Genomic DNA, 15,331 nt, shown 5'->3' on the forward strand with positions numbered 1-15,331 from the left:
GCCATGATAGAGCCCTTTTTGGAATTTTTAGCATTTGAAAAACGATCCAGCGCACACACGGTAACTTCCTACCGGACTGACCTGGATCAGTTTAGAAAATATTTGCTGTTCCAATATGAGGTGGACAAACCGGAAACGGCTACTTCGGTAATGCTCCGGTCGTGGATTGTCAGTTTGATGGAAGAAGGATTAAATCCAAGTTCTGTCAACAGGAAAATGGCATCGCTCAGATCTTACTACGGATTCTTACGCCGTCGTAAACATATACTCAAAGATCCTTCATCCATTTTATCTTCCATGAAAACGCGGCGGAAACTCCCGGCGTTTGTTGAAGAAAAAGCCATGGAATCACTTTTTGATTCAGAAGGATTTACGGATGATTTTATCGGTCACCGGGATCGGGTGATCATGGAATTGTTATACGGAACAGGTATGCGACTTTCGGAGCTGATCGACCTTGAAATTAATAATCTTGAACTTGAAGCCAGAATTATTCGCGTGACTGGTAAAAGAGGAAAGGAGCGGTTAATTCCGATTTCAAGTTTGCTTGTTCAGTTTTTGAAAGAGTATCTGATGCTGCGGGCTCCGGAAGAGGGCATAAGAGCTTTAATTCTTACAGATTCCGGCAAAGCAGCGTATCCGGTTTTTATTCAGCGAACCGTTAAAAAATACCTTTCAGAAGTTACTACTTTGTCGCAAAAAAGTCCGCACGTTTTACGCCATACTTATGCAACGCATTTGTTGAATCGCGGCGCGGATCTGAATGCAATTAAGGAGTTGCTGGGTCACTCAAATCTTGCCGCGACTCAGATTTATACACATAATTCAATAGAAAAACTTAAAAAAACGCATCAGCAAGCCCATCCAAAGGCCTGATCCCGATTTTTTAAGGTATATTTGTTTTGCATTGCCAGTCTCAAAATAAAATTTTGTCACGCCATTATGAATAACAATTTCCAGGACGCAGTTGTTACTAAGTACAATATTTTCAATAGCCTTTTTCTAAGTTTGCCTTACAGGGGAATTTTTCAGACAGGCTCTTTACTTCCTTTGCTGACACAACATAGTGAGGTGGGTTTTCAGGAAGGGAAATCTCCAAAGCAAATCATTGAGCTTTTCTTTGAGGAGTTACTGGTAACTGCCACACCGAAAGAACGGACAGATCTTCTGTTTGCTTTTATTCAATACATTGAAAGACAGGTTGTTTTGTTTGATTCGGTTGAAGATGCAGCTTTTGACCAGACACATGAATTAAACGGAAAAGGATCAATCACGTATCTGACGGACCGTCTGGATAATGAGTCTTTAAAACAAAAACTATTAGATAAACTTGAAGATTTCAGTGTACGTATTGTGCTGACTGCCCATCCGACACAGTTTTATTCGGGCAAAGTTTTGGGAATTATCAATGATCTTGAAGATTCCATCAAGGTTAATGATTTTACCGAAGTGAACCAGTTGCTTCTCCAGCTTGGAAAAACAGCTTTCATTAATCATGAAAAACCAACTCCTTTTGATGAGGCGGTGAGTTTATGCTGGTTTTTGGAAAACGTATATTATGATGCTATTCCTGCGATTCTGATCAAACTGATTGACGGTCTGGGCATGAGTGTACACGACTGGCCATATCCAAATGTTTTCCGTCTGGGCTTCTGGCCGGGTGGCGACCGTGATGGCAATCCGTTTGTAAGTGCAGATACGACTTTGCAGGTAGCGGCGCGTTTGCGCGAAACGCTTCTCAGAGGATATTATCGTGACATTCGTAACCTGAAACGCCGGTTGACTTTTAAAGGTGTTGAAGATGCTATTGCGCTTGCAGAACGTAAAATGAACAGTACGATCTTCGGGCCGTTTGAAGAAGGATATAAAAATGCCCAGGAATTAATTGATGAACTTTTGCTGGCGCGTGTGGTGCTCGTTGGAAAACATCAGGGACTTTTTGTGGAGCTTCTGGATAACTTTATCCTGAAACTTAATCTTTTTGGATTCTTTTTTGCAAGTCTTGATGTACGTCAGGATAGCCGGAAACATGGAAAGGCCTGGGAGGATATTTTGAAAAGACTTGAAAAGAAAATTCCTTTACTGAAATATAGTGACTACGAGGATTGGGATGAAAGCAAAAAAATTGACTTGTTGCTTTCTCTAAATATTCCTTTACGTGTTGAAGATTACGAAGATGAGCTTACGAAAGATATTCTGGGTTCAATCAGCGCGATCAAAACCATTCAGGGACTTAATGGGGAGCAAGGTGCACACCGTTATGTGATCAGTAATAACACTTCGGCGCTTAATGTGATGCAAGTCGTTGCTTTGGCGAAAAACCTGATTGCTGACGAAAACGGATATTTGGCGCTTGATGTAGTTCCACTGTTTGAAACGGTGGATGACTTGGCGAATGCACCGGAAATTATGCGTACGCTTTATACCAATGAATATTATAAAAACCATTTGTTGAAACGTGATCAGCACCAGACGATCATGGTTGGATTCTCGGACGGAACAAAAGATGGTGGGTACTTAAGAGCCAACTGGTCTATTTATCGTGCCAAAGAAGAATTGACAAAAGTATCCCGTGAGTATGGAATTAAGGTTACATTCTTCGACGGTCGTGGAGGTCCTCCGGCGCGTGGCGGTGGAAATAACCATAATTTCTATTCTTCATTAGGAAAAGATATTGAAGATAAAGAAATACAATTGACAGTACAGGGGCAAACGATCAGTTCAAATTATGGAACCGTTACTACTGCCATGTACAATCTGGAAAGACTTTTCACCGCCGGGCTGGAAAATCACCTTTTCCGCGGCGATAGAAAAGAAGAAGAATTGAACGCTGAGGATAAGGAATTATTAGAAGAAATGGCGGCGGCTGCCTATACTTCTTACCTTGATCTGAAAAATCATCCGATGTTCGTGAAATATCTGGATAAGAAAACTCCGTTACGTTTCTACGGTCAGACTAATATCGGTAGTCGCCCTACCAAACGCGGAAATGATGACGAAGGCTTAAAATTCGAAGATTTACGTGCTATTCCATTCGTGGGATCATGGGCGCAAATGAAGCAGAACGTACCGGGTTTCTACGGATTCGGAACGGCTATTCAGGAACTTTCAAAAGATGGTAAAAAAGAAGCGATTAAAGATCTTTATAAGAAATCTTTATTCTTCCGGACTTTGATTGAAAACTCGATGCAATCGTTATCCAAAGCGTTTTTCCCAGCTACCAAATATCTTCGTGATGAAGAAGGATATACAGAATTCTGGGATAAAATGTATGCTGAATTCAAACTGACGCTGGATACATTGCTTGATGTTTCGGAGCAAAAGGAATTGCTTGACAGCAATAATGTGACAAAGGTTTCTATCAAAGTGCGTGAACGCATCGTTTTACCTTTGATCACGATACAGCAATATGCACTTCAAATGCTGGCAGAAGATCCAAAAACTTTGCCGGTAGATGTGGAAACTTATAATCAGTTGATCATGCGCGCCATGTTTGGAATTATTAATGCGGCAAGAAATTCTGCATAATCTGATTCTGGTTTATCAATTCTGATACCGTTTAGTAAGCCTGACAATTTAATTTGTCAGGCTTATTTTTTTGTGACTATATTAAAAAGGTAACGTATGGGATTTACATAGAATATTCTGAAACTATTGCGAGTATGGTGTGAAAAATGAGAAAATCCTAATCAAATGAGTAGTAAAAGGATTAATTGTTTAAATTTTTTTCAATATTTACAGTATAATTATTAGTAGACCAATAGTTTGGTAATTACTATGGCATTTTAATAATTCCTATTGAACATCTTAATGATTTTATAATGACACACCGCTCCGATCACCGTGCCTATTTTTTCAAAATTGACACGACGATTAAAAAAATCAGAAACGCTTTACAAAAACAATTGATCGATGCAGGCTTTGATTTGACGGTAGATCAATGGGTTTTGATCGACCATATATACCGTGAACAAGGAATTAGTCAGAATGGATTGGCAGAATTAACTTTTAAAGATCCGCCAACCGTAACGCGGATTATTGATTTATTAGAGAAAAAAGGTCTTGTAGAACGTGGACTGGCGGTTGGAGACAGAAGAAAATTTAATCTTTTTCTGACTGAAAAAGGGCAAATAACCTATAATGAAGCTTTTCCAATTGTGGCTGAAATCCGTAGAAAAGGTTGGGGAGATCTGGACGAGGCAGATTATCAGCATTTTGTTAGGATAATGGACTCAATTTACAGCAATTTCACTTAACATGAAATGTTAACAGTTGTGAATCTTTCCTTAACGGTTTAAACCTTTCCGCCTGTTTTGGCATCTTATTATCGTATTTGCAAGAAGTATGTTGCACAGTTATCAGCCCGGACTTTTGCAGATACGATAATTTTTTTAATCATTTCATTTATTACGCCATGAAAAAGATCATTCTTTTTAGTGTTTTATTCATTACAACATTGTCATCATTCGCACAAACTACTATCGTTCAGCAGCCGCTGCAACGTAAAATTGAAGTATCCGGTTTTTCAGAAATGGAGATTGTTCCGGATGAGCTTTATTTCAGTATTTCTTTAAGAGAATATTTTAATGACGAAAAAAACCAGAAGGATAAAGTCATTATCAGCACGCTTGAAAAGCAATTGATCAAAGCTGTTGCAGAAGCAGGATTACCGAAAGAAGCACTTTCGATCAGTTCCGTAGGAGGTTATCAGAATTATGTTGACAAAAAGAAAAAGCCTGCCAGTTTCCTCGAAAACAAACAATATGAACTGAAAGTGGATCGGGCAGATAAGCTGGATGGGATTTTATCAAAAGTAGAAAGTCGTGGAATCCAATATGCTAATATTGCCCGCGTTGATCATTCTAAAAAAGAAGAATTTAAAAAACAGGTAAAAATTAATGCCTTGAAAGCGGCGAAAGATAAAGCGGCTTATTTGTTGGAAGCGGTGGATCAAAAACTGGGGCCGGTTTTAGAAATCAGAGAGGTAGAGGACAATGTGAATTATCCACAGCCGATGTATGCAAAAGCAAATATGCGCATGATGGCTGCTTCGGAATCTGCGGACTCAGTTCAGGATAGTGACCTTCAATATCAGAAAATAAAGATCAGTTACCGGATGCAGGCGATTTTTGAGATCAAGTAGGCTGGAACGATATTTTAATACAAGCAACTTGTTTTAAATATTAGTATATTCATCTTGTCAAACGAACCACATAAAACAATGAGCATCAACGCAAAACACCTCGCAACATTTATTCTTGGCGCAGCTGCCGGAGTAGCGGCACATAAATATTTACAGACCGAAGAAGGCGAAAAACTTCTGGAAGATCTGAAAACCAAAGCCAGTGATTTAAAAGCAGAAGCAGAAGGCGCTGTAGATAAGGCACCGGAATATTTTCAGGAGTTGAAAACAAAGGGATCAGAAGCGATCAAATCAAACTTTCCGGATGCCGAACAGTTTTTAAAGGATTTGATCGATAAATTCACAGGTACAAAAACGACGGCGGAAACTGAAAGCGATATCAATACGGTAACACCATCAACGGCCCAATTATAAAAATATCGGACGGCGAAGAGAGACTTTTTCTTCGCCGTTTTTCATTTGACAAGATTGTGAATTTGTGCGTATTGCAGTAACATAATCGTTTTTCCATCCTTAATTTCTCCCGAACTTATCATCTGAACGGCTTCAAAAAAAGGAATTTCCATTACTTCAATATTCTCCTGTTCGGTATCACATCCACCTCCGTCACCTACTTTCATATCAGCAGAATATTCTGCGACAAAGAAATAAAGTATCTCCGTTACCGAGCCCGGCGACATGTAAGCCTCAAAAATTTTTTTTACCGATTTGATTTTATATCCGGTTTCTTCTTCCGTTTCCCGTTTTATACAGTCTTCCGCATTATCTTTATCCAGCAATCCGGCACACGCTTCGATTAACATTCCAGTCGTGTTACCGTTTGTGTAAGTTGGTAAACGAAACTGTCTGGTGAGGATTACGGTCTGTTTTTCTTTGTTAAAAAGTAAAATGGTAGCCCCGTTTCCCCGATCATATGCCTCACGGGACTGGCGTTCCCAGCGACCATCAGAAAGTTGATAGTCGAAGGTGAATTTTCTTAATGTGTACCAATTGTCGGAAAGGATTTCTTCGGAAACGAGGTTGATTTTATCATTCATAGCTAATTGATCGTTTTTGATTAAAAATGATTATATTTGAACAAATGTACAATTTCTTATGAACTTTCAAAAAAGAAAGAATATTATTTTAAATATTCTGGACGAGCGCGGCGAAGTTACAGTCAAGGAATTAGCAGATGAACTTGCGATTTCTGAAATTACCATACGACGTGATTTGACCGTGTTAACGGCTGATGGACTCGTTTATCGTACCCACGGCGGTATCATGAAAGTGGAGCTGACAAAAATTCCTTTTCATTTTGCCAATAAAGCAGCAGTCAATGTCGAAGAAAAGGATAATATCTGCCGGTTAGCAGCGAAGGAAATTCAGGAAAATGATATCATTTTTATGGATTGCGGCAGTACCGTTTTCAGATTATGCCAGTTTATCAGAAACAAAAAAATCCACGTGATCACGAATTCACTGCCTGTGGTTTATGAATTGATGAATTCGTCTGTTAAAATAAATCTGATTGGCGGAGAAATCGATGCTGAGCGGCAGGCCGTTCATGGGCGTATAGCGGAAGAGCATATTGGACGTTACAAAGCGGACCGCGCCTTTATTGGTGTAGACGGAATTTCCGTGGAAAATGGTTTGAGTGCTTTTAGTGAGATTGAAGCTGGAATTACGCTGGCGATGTTTGCTAACTCAAAAGTTTCTTATCTTTTGTGCGACGCTTCAAAAGTTGGTCAGGATAAATATTTTCAATTTTCTCCGCTTAATGCATTGGACGTGATGATTACAAACAAAAAAACTCCCGAAACTGATAAAATAAAGAAAACGGGAGTGAAGGTTATCGCTTTTGACCAGATTGAAAAGCCGGTTAAATCGGGTAAATAATTAAAGCTAAAAATTATGAAAAAGGCCAGCTACTGGATTGAAAAATATAATCTTCTGGATCATCCGGAAGGCGGATATTATGCCGAAACGTACCGCTCGTTTGATAGCATTCCGCAAAATGCATTACCAGCAAGTTTTACAGGAAACCGCTCTTTCTCAACCGGAATTTATTTCCTTTTGGAAAAGCACAATTTCTCAGCCTTTCACAAAATTAAATCTGATGAAATGTGGCATTTTTATCAGGGAGAGGCGCTGGAAATTTTTGTAATTTATCCCGTGTCAGGTAAACTGGATGTGATCAGATTGGGTGATAATCCGGATAAGGGCGAAACATTTCAGGCTGTGGTTCCTGCCAATACCTGGTTTGCTTCACGTCCTGCCTCGGGAAGTAAATATGCGTTGGTGGGTTGTACCGTTGCGCCAGGTTTTGATTTTGAAGATTTTGAAATGGCCGACCGGGATACATTGCGGGCCAGCTTTCCCCAGCATGCAAAGCTGATCGAAGAACTGACCCGTTAAGTTTTTTACTGGTTAATAGCCGATACTGGTATCGTCGCCTCGTGGATCAGATCCGCCTTCGAGCGAGCCGTCAGGGAGAACAAGGATACAATCCATCCTCCCGATGGAATTTCGTTGTTGTTCAATGATATAACTTCTGCTTTGCAGTTTGTTAATCGTATTGGGAGTGAAAGCTCCGGCTTCAAAGACAGTTTTGTCCGGTAGCCATTGATGGTGAAATTTGAAAGCATTCACAGCTTGTTGCATCGTCATACCGTGTTCCAGCACATTCAGAATGGTTTGGTAAACAGAGGTGATAATCGTAGAACCGCCCGGCGTACCGACAACCATGAATAATTTTCCATCTTTTTCCACAATAGTAGGTGTCATGGAAGACAACATCCGTTTTCCGGGAGCGATTGCATTTGCTTTATTTCCAACCAAACCATACATATTAGGCGCTCCGGCTTTTACACTGAAATCGTCCATTTCATTGTTCATAAAAAATCCTGCGCCTTTCACAATCACACGACTGCCATACCCGCCATTTAAAGTCGTTGTTACAGAAACGGCATTACCTTCCTTATCAACTACTGAAAAATGGGTCGTCTCCGTACTTTCATAACCTGGGAAAACACCGCCGCTTATATTTTTGGAATCGGATGCTTTGTCAAAAGAAAAATCTTTCCAGCGTTGCTGTAAATAATCTTTGCTAAGTAAGGTTTCAGTCGGAATTTTCACAAAATCAGGATCGCCAAGGAATTTCGCACGGTCGGCATACACACGTCTTTCCGCTTCAATCATCACCTGAACCGTTGAATCCGTATTCCAGCCCCATTTTTTCAGTGGATAAGGTTCTACCATTTTGAGCAGCTGAGCCAAAGCAATTCCTCCGCTTGAAGGCGGAGCCATCGTGATTATTTTATAGTTTTTATAGCTGTCGGAAATCGTTTCCCGCCATTTTGCATGGTATTCTGAAAGATCTTTTTTGCTGATAATTCCTTCATGTTTTTACTTCATATCTTTCACCAGAAGTCGGGCTACTTTTCCGGAATAAAAACCTTTCCGGCCTTTTTTCTGGATGCGGGACAATACTTTTCCCAAATCTTTCTGAACCAAAGTATCTCCGGCTGACCAGTCTTTTCCATCTGGACGCTGAAAGTATTTAGTACCGGGATTTAGTTTTATGATATCTTTTTTTATTGAATTGAGGCTTCGTGCTTCTCTTTCAGTTTGAACAACTCCTTTTACAGCAAGATCAATAGCAGGCTGCAAAATTTCTTTCCAGGACAATTTTCCATATTTTGCATGTGCTTCCACCATGCCATCCACAGATCCCGGAACGCCTGAGGCGAGCCTTCCTAAAATGCTCAGCTGAGGAATTACGTTACCATCCTTGTCAAGATACATGTCTTTTCCACTTTTCGAAGGACCTTTTTCCCGATAATCAATGCTGGATGTTTTGCCTGTTTTTTCACGAATCACCATAAAGCCACCGCCACCAATATTTCCGGCAGAAGGGTGTACAACGGCCAGCGCAAACTGAACAGCAACGGCGGCATCAATCGCATTTCCGCCTGCTTTCAAAATATCAATACCCACGCGTGAAGCTTCTGGATGCGCGGACGCTACAACACCATTTTTTGCATAAACCCCGACACGATCATTGTAAAATGGTTTTTGGTTGGGGTCATCGGTAAGAAATTGATAAAAACCCTGCGATTCTTTAACGGGCTGCTGAGCCGCCAAAAGACCTGATAACAAGCAAAAGGAGGAAATTAGAACGTAGCGTATAGTCATGTTTTGGTGATCAGATATTGTAATGTAATTTAGTAAATGTAAATTAGAGGACTGTTATGATCCGTGATATTTGAAATTATTTCTGAGAATTATATTATGATTACCACGTCGTTTAGCTACTCAAACGCTGAAAATACCTTTTATACTAATTTGTTTCTGAGGACAATTCTTTTCGGTTAACTTTTCGAATTCAATCTTTTACAGGACAAATTTTACCCTAAGAAGCCCATATGAAATTTTTACGGCAAATATTTGAAAGTTTTCGGTTTGCCTGGCAGGCATTGCAGTCGAATATTACCCGCACGACACTTTCACTTTTAGGTGTAACGGTCGGTATTTTTGCCATTGTTGCAGTTTTTACAATCGTGGATTCTTTGGAAAAAAGTATTCGCGACAGTATGAGTGCTATCGGTGAAAAGGTTTTATACGTTCAAAAATGGCCATGGGGTTTTGGCGGAGAATATCAGTGGTGGAAATATTTCCAATGGCCAAGTCCTTCCAATGCGGAATATAAATATTTGTACGATAATCTTGACAATGCCAGCGCTGTTGCGGTAATGGATTTCAAGGGAAATATTACTTTGAAAAACGGATCAAACAGTATTGCGTCCCTGATTCAGGGTGTTTCCTATGAATACAATCAAATTTCTGATGTGCCTCTGGAGACAGGCCGTTATTTTATCCCGCTTGAAACTACAAATGCAAGAAATGTGGCCATTATCGGAGCAGATATCGCGCAGGCACTTTTCCCGGGCCAGATTGCTGAGGGAAAAGTTTTTAAGTTAAATGGAAATAAATTTACAGTCATTGGAGTCCAGATAAAAAAAGGGGAAAGTTTGGTGGATTTCGGAGGAAATCCGGATAAAAAATGCATTATAACCTACGGTGCTTTTGCAAAACTTTTCCAGTCGGGCCGGCCGGATCCGGATATTGTGGTGAAAGCGAAAGAAAGTGATGAGGGAATGAAAGAAGTGGAAGCGGAAGTAATCGGGCTAATGCGGACCAAAAGAGGAATCAAACCGAAGGACGAAAACAATTTTTCAATCAATAAACCAGAAGCTGCGGCGCAGGCTGTGTCGGGATTATTTTCTGTTTTGTCACTCGCGGGATGGGTTATCGGTAGCTTTTCAATTTTAGTGGGAGGGTTTGGAATAGCTAATATTATGTTTGTTTCCGTAAAGGAACGCACCAACCTGATCGGTATCCAGAAATCGCTTGGAGCTAAAAATTATTCTATACTTTTTCAGTTTCTTTTTGAAGCGGTGATGTTAAGTCTCGTCGGTGGATTGGTAGGCATATTTTTAGTATACCTTTTATCTTTTATGCAATTGGGCACACTGGTCATTATTCTGACGCCGGGAAATGTAATACTCGGCCTGTCGGTTTCTTGTATTATTGGTGTTTTATCAGGCATTGTTCCTGCTATGCTGGCATCCAGAATGGATCCGGTGATTGCAATCCGGGCTAAATAAAGAGTAGGAAAAATCATTCGGTTTTCCGAAGTTGCTTTTAATATCACACAAAATTATAACTAACGAACTAATCATGCGTAAATGGGTCATTCTCTTCGTTCTCCTGGCCATTGTTTTTGGAGCTTTATATTATCTCACCTTCGGATATTACAGCGAAGGCAAGAGAGGCGGATTTATAACCCGGCTCAGCAACAAAGGATATGTTTTTAAAACCTACGAAGGAGAATTGAAAATGGGCGGTCTGTATGAAGGAGATGGTTCTCTGAATGCATCCGAATGGACTTTTTCCGTAAGTGGGAAAAATAAAGATGCCATTGCAAAACTTGAACAGGCAATTGCTAGCGGTCACCGTGTTTCATTGACTTACGAAGAAAAATTCTTCAATCTTCCCTGGAATGGTGATACGAAATTTTTTGTAACCAATGTCGAAGTATTGGCGGGTAGTGCAACCCAAAATCCAACAAATTTCCCAAAAGTTCAGCCTGAGCAGCCAACGGAAATTGACACGACTAAGGTGCTTTAATTTTGAATGATAGAATTACCGGGCTGCCGGAGCAGTGAATGATAGAATGGGGGATACGAACGTAATATCCCGAATTGCTTTTTTTGGATTGAATCGGGGTTATTTCATCCCATGCTATTCGTAGCAAGGAAAATCTGATGATCGACCTATTCTATCATTCACTCATTCAACATTATTTTTATCCTCCCGCTTTTTTGGCCTTGTAGCTTTTCCCAACCAGCCAGGTTATTACCTTTTCGCGGTGGTCGCCCTGGATCAGGATTTCCTCTTCTTTTACGGAGCCTCCGCTTCCGCATAGTACTTTTATTTGTTTTCCTAATGCTTCCAGATCGGCTGATGTTCCGATAAAACCCTTTACTACGGTAATTACCTTTCCACCGCCTTTTCTGTCAAGCCATACACGTAGATCCTGTTGAGCAGGGGCTAATGTTTCTGCTTCATCCTGGCTGGAATCGGAATACTCAAAATCGGGATTTGTTGAATAAATAACCCCTGAGCGGTTCTTTTTAGACATAATGAGATTAAGATTGAAGTTTTACCAATCAATTAAACGATAACCCTTAAACTTTTCGGTCTTATTTTAATTTCAATCCGCGTTGTTTCCAACTGCAAAGGTTCGCCGTCGTAATGGATCATTGGAGGTTTGTCAGCCTCAACAATCGCATCCTGAGCTAACTGATATGAAATATATTTTGAAGGTTTCAGCGTTTTTGTAAAAAGACGGTAAGTCAGATTTGAACCATACCATGTTGGAAAAGGAATAATGGTACAAACATCCAGCAAGCCATCAAATAAGCTGGCCTGAGGCGCAACCCACGCATTATTTCCATATTGGCCTGCGTTGGCAAATGAAAGGGAGAAAACCTCTATCTTTTTGCCATTCAGTTTATAGGTCTGCGGTTTGTAATTCCAGTACGATTTAAGTGAAACGCTCAAATAAGTGGCCAATCCACGTGAATTTGCCTTGCTGAACAAATCGCCCACATAAGCATCGAAACCCATTCCGGCGGTACAGAAAAATGGAATTCCATTCAGTTCAGCCGAATCGATTGTATTGATTGAACCCGAAAAAAGACGTTTTAGACCTTCTTGCAATGTTAGAGGTAATCCTAAATGGCGCGCAAGTCCGTTTCCGGAACCGAGAGCCAATATTCCTAAAGGCGTTGAACGGTTTACAAGAGCTTTGGCTACTTCGTTCACAGTTCCGTCGCCGCCAACGGCAATAACAGCTTTCCAATTTTCTTTGTCCAGGTTTTCCTTCACCAGCTCTGTGGCATGCCCACGACCTTCTGTAAAAATGATCTGCGATTTTCCGCCTTTGCTTTTTACAAAGTTTTCGATTGCATTTGAGATTTTTTCAGGGTGCTGTCCGATGGAAGTTCCGGAACTTGGGTTAATGATAAATAAATAGGAATCTGCCACGGATCAAGCGAAAAATAAAAAAAGAATACCTATGAAAATGATAATAAAAAGGTAGTACAAGCCGTCGATAAAAGGATATTTTTGTCGGTCCAGCTTTTTGAAAATATCATCAAACTTGCTCATTTTGCCAGTCAGTTTACTAATTTTTGAGTTCCGGGAGTATTTTGATGGAAACTATCCCGGAAAGAATCTTTCCTGTATCTTTAAACGAAAGAAACATTTTACAAAAATCCATAAAAAATATGAGAAACTGTGTTTTAACATTACTTCTATTATCATTGACCACTTTTGTAATGGCCCAGTCGAAGGCTGACCGCGATGAAATTTATTCTATTTTGAAACGTCAGAATGGAGATTGGAACCGTGGGGATGTAAAATCTTTCATGAACGGCTATTGGGAATCTGATTCCCTGATGTTTGTAGGAAAACCAGGTGTTACTTATGGCTATAAAAAGACCTACGAAAATTATTTAAAGCGTTATCCCGATCGTGCATCGATGGGCACTTTGACATTTACTTTTATCAATTTGATATTTCCTGCAAAAGATGTTGCCTTTCTGGTTGGAAAATATAGTTTGAAAAGACCGGTTAAAGGAGACGTAAGCGGGCACTATACTTTACTGTGGAAAAAGTTGAAAGGTAAATGGACGATTATATGTGATCATTCTAGCTAGTAAAGCATTCACATAATACCAGTTATACGATAAATGGATGGTTGATTAATAGGAGGAAGATTTAGTAGGACACTTAAAGATCTTAACATTAATACTTTTGACTGTATTCCTGTCCAGCTTAAAGTTTTGTTTGTGTTGAACTTGCAGGTATTAATTTTTTTGAGCAAAAAGAGGCCGGACTTGTCTGGCAAATCCTGCCTCTTTTGTATTAAAGATTTTTTTTATAATCTCTTCAAGCTTAAAACTGCATTAACCGCTGCGCCCGTTCCGGTAGTATTTGTGTTAACAACAATTTTCATGTCGTTCGTATTTTGAGTCAGACCAAATGAGTTTGTTGTAGTACCATTTGTCAAAATCAATTTTCCACTATCAACTTTCCAGGTGGTGGTACTCTCAATTTTGATTAAACCACCTATTAAAGCTACTGCGGCATCACAATCAGAAAGTGCCACTTTATTATCGGAGGTAAAAGTGAATTTGAGACTGTAAATACAGGGCGCCAAAGCGGGCAACAAATCAAGACCTGCGATGGTAGTTCCGGCTGTTTCCGGCGTAATAGCCGTTAATTGCCATTTACCAACAATAGGATTATTATCAACAGGTGTAGTTGTATTATCATCATCGTTTTTACACGCTACAAAGACAACTGACATAATAAGAAATGTAAAAAAAGCCGTTTTGGTAAAACGATTCAGGATTTTCATAGTGAAGGAATTAAGTTTTTAAGGTTGCAATACCATATTCAAACTTCAAAAATACTGTAAAAATTGTGGTGAACGATAATTTAGGCCATAATGAGCGGTAAATCTGAGTTAATGGCGAAAAATGTTGGTTTTAATGTGTGCTTATTTATTTCAACAAATTTTGCATAAAAATATTCAGCAGACGTTGGGCGGCGGCAACAGGAAGTTCGTTTCCTTCTTTTACCGATCTTTCTGAGGAAGCTAAAGCTTTTTTTATAATTACATTTTCATAAAACTGATCTTCCAATGTTTGGCGGATATAATCATGCATCCATTCCAGGTTTTGCGACTGTCTGTTTTTTTCAAAATATCCGTTTCTAATAGTTTCGTCCTGATATTCGATAATCAATTTCCAGAGAGAGGAGATACCTGAGTTTTCCAAACCGGAGCAGGTTACTACTTTTGTAATAAAATCAGAATCGGATTTTGGAAATAAATGGAGTGCATTCTGATATTCTGTTACGGCCAGTTCCGCAGAAATTTTATTGGCACCGTCCGCTTTGTTGATTGCAACAACGTCGGCCATTTCCATAATTCCTTTTTTTATTCCCTGAAGTTCATCTCCCGCGCCTGCAAGCATAAGCAGGAGAAAAAAGTCAGTCATACCTTTTACCAGTGTTTCGGATTGTCCTACGCCCACGGTTTCGATGATAATCACTTCATAACCGGCGGCTTCACATAATAACATGGTTTCCCGCGTACTCCTTGCTACGCCTCCCAGGGATAAGCCTGATGCAGATGGACGGATAAAAGCAAGCGGATCCCTGGAAAGGTCCTCCATCCGGGTTTTATCCGCCAGAATACTCCCGCCGGTTTTTTTGCTTGATGGATCAATTGTTAATACCGCTATCTTTTTTTCCTGGGATGTAATATGTTTTCCCAAAGCTTCAATAAATGTACTTTTTCCAACACCCGGAACACCGGTAATACCAACGCGTATCGATTTTCCGGTATGGGGGAGAATATTTTCCAGTACCGCTTTTGCCAGAAGTTTGTCGTTTTTTAGTTTGCTTTCAATTAATGTGATCGCGCGGCTGAGAACAATGGTGTCGGCCGAAAGTACACCCTTTGTATAAGCTTCAACAGATAAGCGCTGGCGCATGGAGTTTCATTAAAAATGAAAAGTTTGTAAAATTCGCTAATGAATAGCAATAATGAAACCTTTTTTGTTCGAAAAA

Annotated in this window: 15 protein-coding genes and 1 pseudogene; 10 read left to right on the forward strand and 6 right to left on the reverse strand. The window is 39.9% G+C overall.

The annotated features are described in order from the left end of the window. The first annotated feature begins 3 nt into the window (after positions 1-3). The 5 genes from FZF08_RS10200 (at position 4) to FZF08_RS10220 (ending at position 5,557) form a co-directional block, all read left to right on the forward strand. Positions 4-876: a tyrosine-type recombinase/integrase gene (locus FZF08_RS10200; protein ID WP_159468542.1), complete on the forward strand. Its 873-nt coding sequence runs from the start codon at positions 4-6 to the stop codon at positions 874-876. A gap of 66 nt (positions 877-942) precedes the next feature. Continuing rightward, entirely contained in the window at positions 943-3,528 is a 2,586-nt protein-coding gene (locus FZF08_RS10205) for a phosphoenolpyruvate carboxylase (RefSeq protein WP_159468543.1), read from the forward strand. Between the two features lie 293 nt (positions 3,529-3,821). Continuing rightward, on the forward strand, positions 3,822-4,256 hold the full coding sequence (locus tag FZF08_RS10210) for a MarR family winged helix-turn-helix transcriptional regulator (RefSeq protein WP_159468544.1): 435 nt from the start codon (positions 3,822-3,824) through the stop codon (positions 4,254-4,256). Between the two features lie 158 nt (positions 4,257-4,414). Further along, positions 4,415-5,143, forward strand: a complete 729-nt coding sequence (locus FZF08_RS10215) for an SIMPL domain-containing protein (RefSeq protein ID WP_159468545.1) — start codon at positions 4,415-4,417, stop codon at positions 5,141-5,143. Between the two features lie 78 nt (positions 5,144-5,221). Beyond that, positions 5,222-5,557 (forward strand): YtxH domain-containing protein, encoded by a 336-nt coding sequence (locus FZF08_RS10220; protein WP_159468546.1) that lies wholly within the window; start codon positions 5,222-5,224, stop codon positions 5,555-5,557. 41 nt (positions 5,558-5,598) lie between these two features. Here the strand turns inward: FZF08_RS10220 and nudK are convergent, their stop codons facing one another. Continuing rightward, the gene (gene nudK / locus FZF08_RS10225) at positions 5,599-6,180 is read right to left on the reverse strand and encodes a GDP-mannose pyrophosphatase NudK (protein WP_159468547.1); all 582 of its coding nucleotides are present in this window, start codon (positions 6,178-6,180) and stop codon (positions 5,599-5,601) included. A 58-nt stretch (positions 6,181-6,238) separates the two neighbouring features. Between nudK and FZF08_RS10230 the strand changes: the two genes are divergently transcribed. Together FZF08_RS10230 and FZF08_RS10235 are read left to right on the forward strand one after the other, a co-directional pair. Beyond that, positions 6,239-7,021: a DeoR/GlpR family DNA-binding transcription regulator gene (locus tag FZF08_RS10230; protein ID WP_159468548.1), complete on the forward strand. Its 783-nt coding sequence runs from the start codon at positions 6,239-6,241 to the stop codon at positions 7,019-7,021. Positions 7,022-7,036: 15 nt separating this feature from the next. Continuing rightward, the gene (locus FZF08_RS10235) at positions 7,037-7,540 is read left to right on the forward strand and encodes a cupin domain-containing protein (protein ID WP_159468549.1); all 504 of its coding nucleotides are present in this window, start codon (positions 7,037-7,039) and stop codon (positions 7,538-7,540) included. A 12-nt stretch (positions 7,541-7,552) separates the two neighbouring features. Here the strand turns inward: FZF08_RS10235 and ggt are convergent. Further along, positions 7,553-9,319, reverse strand: a pseudogene (gene ggt, locus FZF08_RS10240) (gamma-glutamyltransferase). A gap of 230 nt (positions 9,320-9,549) precedes the next feature. Here ggt and FZF08_RS10245 point away from each other — a divergent pair. Both FZF08_RS10245 and FZF08_RS10250 read left to right on the forward strand, forming a co-directional pair. Next, on the forward strand, positions 9,550-10,791 hold the full coding sequence (locus FZF08_RS10245) for an ABC transporter permease (RefSeq protein WP_159468550.1): 1,242 nt from the start codon (positions 9,550-9,552) through the stop codon (positions 10,789-10,791). 73 nt (positions 10,792-10,864) lie between these two features. Further along, positions 10,865-11,314, forward strand: coding sequence for a hypothetical protein (locus FZF08_RS10250; protein WP_159468551.1), 450 nt, complete (start codon positions 10,865-10,867; stop codon positions 11,312-11,314). Positions 11,315-11,492: 178 nt separating this feature from the next. Here the strand turns inward: FZF08_RS10250 and FZF08_RS10255 are convergent, their stop codons facing one another. Further along, complete coding sequence (locus tag FZF08_RS10255; protein WP_159468552.1) at positions 11,493-11,828, reverse strand: translation initiation factor; 336 nt, start codon at positions 11,826-11,828, stop codon at positions 11,493-11,495. A 32-nt stretch (positions 11,829-11,860) separates the two neighbouring features. After that, positions 11,861-12,736 carry a diacylglycerol kinase family protein gene (locus FZF08_RS10260; protein WP_159468553.1) on the reverse strand — a complete coding sequence of 292 codons (876 nt, stop codon included), beginning with the start codon at positions 12,734-12,736 and terminating at the stop codon, positions 11,861-11,863. Between the two features lie 242 nt (positions 12,737-12,978). On the opposite strand from FZF08_RS10260, the gene FZF08_RS10265 reads away from it, so the two are divergent. Next, on the forward strand, positions 12,979-13,410 hold the full coding sequence (locus FZF08_RS10265; RefSeq protein ID WP_159468554.1) for a DUF4440 domain-containing protein: 432 nt from the start codon (positions 12,979-12,981) through the stop codon (positions 13,408-13,410). 221 nt (positions 13,411-13,631) lie between these two features. On the opposite strand, the gene FZF08_RS10270 is transcribed toward FZF08_RS10265, so the two are convergent. Together FZF08_RS10270 and meaB are read right to left on the reverse strand one after the other, a co-directional pair. Then, positions 13,632-14,114: a DUF5004 domain-containing protein gene (locus tag FZF08_RS10270; RefSeq protein ID WP_159468555.1), complete on the reverse strand. Its 483-nt coding sequence runs from the start codon at positions 14,112-14,114 to the stop codon at positions 13,632-13,634. A 145-nt stretch (positions 14,115-14,259) separates the two neighbouring features. After that, a complete protein-coding gene (gene meaB, locus FZF08_RS10275) occupies positions 14,260-15,255 on the reverse strand; it encodes a methylmalonyl Co-A mutase-associated GTPase MeaB (protein ID WP_159468556.1) in 996 nt (331 codons plus the stop codon). Positions 15,256-15,331: the final 76 nt, after the last annotated feature.

Origin of the sequence: Dyadobacter sp. 3J3, assembly GCF_009801115.1 — a bacterium.
Taxonomy (GTDB): Bacteria; Bacteroidota; Bacteroidia; order Cytophagales; family Spirosomataceae; genus Dyadobacter.

Coding starts and splice junctions, on each gene's coding strand:
- FZF08_RS10220 (WP_159468546.1), top strand. CDS start 5,222: ATGAGCATCAACGCAAAACACCTCGCAACATTTATTCTTGGCGCAGCT.
- FZF08_RS10215 (WP_159468545.1), top strand. CDS start 4,415: ATGAAAAAGATCATTCTTTTTAGTGTTTTATTCATTACAACATTGTCA.
- FZF08_RS10230 (WP_159468548.1), top strand. CDS start 6,239: ATGAACTTTCAAAAAAGAAAGAATATTATTTTAAATATTCTGGACGAG.
- FZF08_RS10235 (WP_159468549.1), top strand. CDS start 7,037: ATGAAAAAGGCCAGCTACTGGATTGAAAAATATAATCTTCTGGATCAT.
- FZF08_RS10245 (WP_159468550.1), top strand. CDS start 9,550: ATGAAATTTTTACGGCAAATATTTGAAAGTTTTCGGTTTGCCTGGCAG.
- FZF08_RS10265 (WP_159468554.1), top strand. CDS start 12,979: ATGAGAAACTGTGTTTTAACATTACTTCTATTATCATTGACCACTTTT.
- FZF08_RS10205 (WP_159468543.1), top strand. CDS start 943: ATGAATAACAATTTCCAGGACGCAGTTGTTACTAAGTACAATATTTTC.
- FZF08_RS10200 (WP_159468542.1), top strand. CDS start 4: ATGATAGAGCCCTTTTTGGAATTTTTAGCATTTGAAAAACGATCCAGC.
- FZF08_RS10255 (WP_159468552.1), bottom strand. CDS start 11,828: ATGTCTAAAAAGAACCGCTCAGGGGTTATTTATTCAACAAATCCCGAT.
- FZF08_RS10210 (WP_159468544.1), top strand. CDS start 3,822: ATGACACACCGCTCCGATCACCGTGCCTATTTTTTCAAAATTGACACG.
- FZF08_RS10270 (WP_159468555.1), bottom strand. CDS start 14,114: ATGAAAATCCTGAATCGTTTTACCAAAACGGCTTTTTTTACATTTCTT.
- meaB (WP_159468556.1), bottom strand. CDS start 15,255: ATGCGCCAGCGCTTATCTGTTGAAGCTTATACAAAGGGTGTACTTTCG.
- FZF08_RS10250 (WP_159468551.1), top strand. CDS start 10,865: ATGCGTAAATGGGTCATTCTCTTCGTTCTCCTGGCCATTGTTTTTGGA.
- nudK (WP_159468547.1), bottom strand. CDS start 6,180: ATGAATGATAAAATCAACCTCGTTTCCGAAGAAATCCTTTCCGACAAT.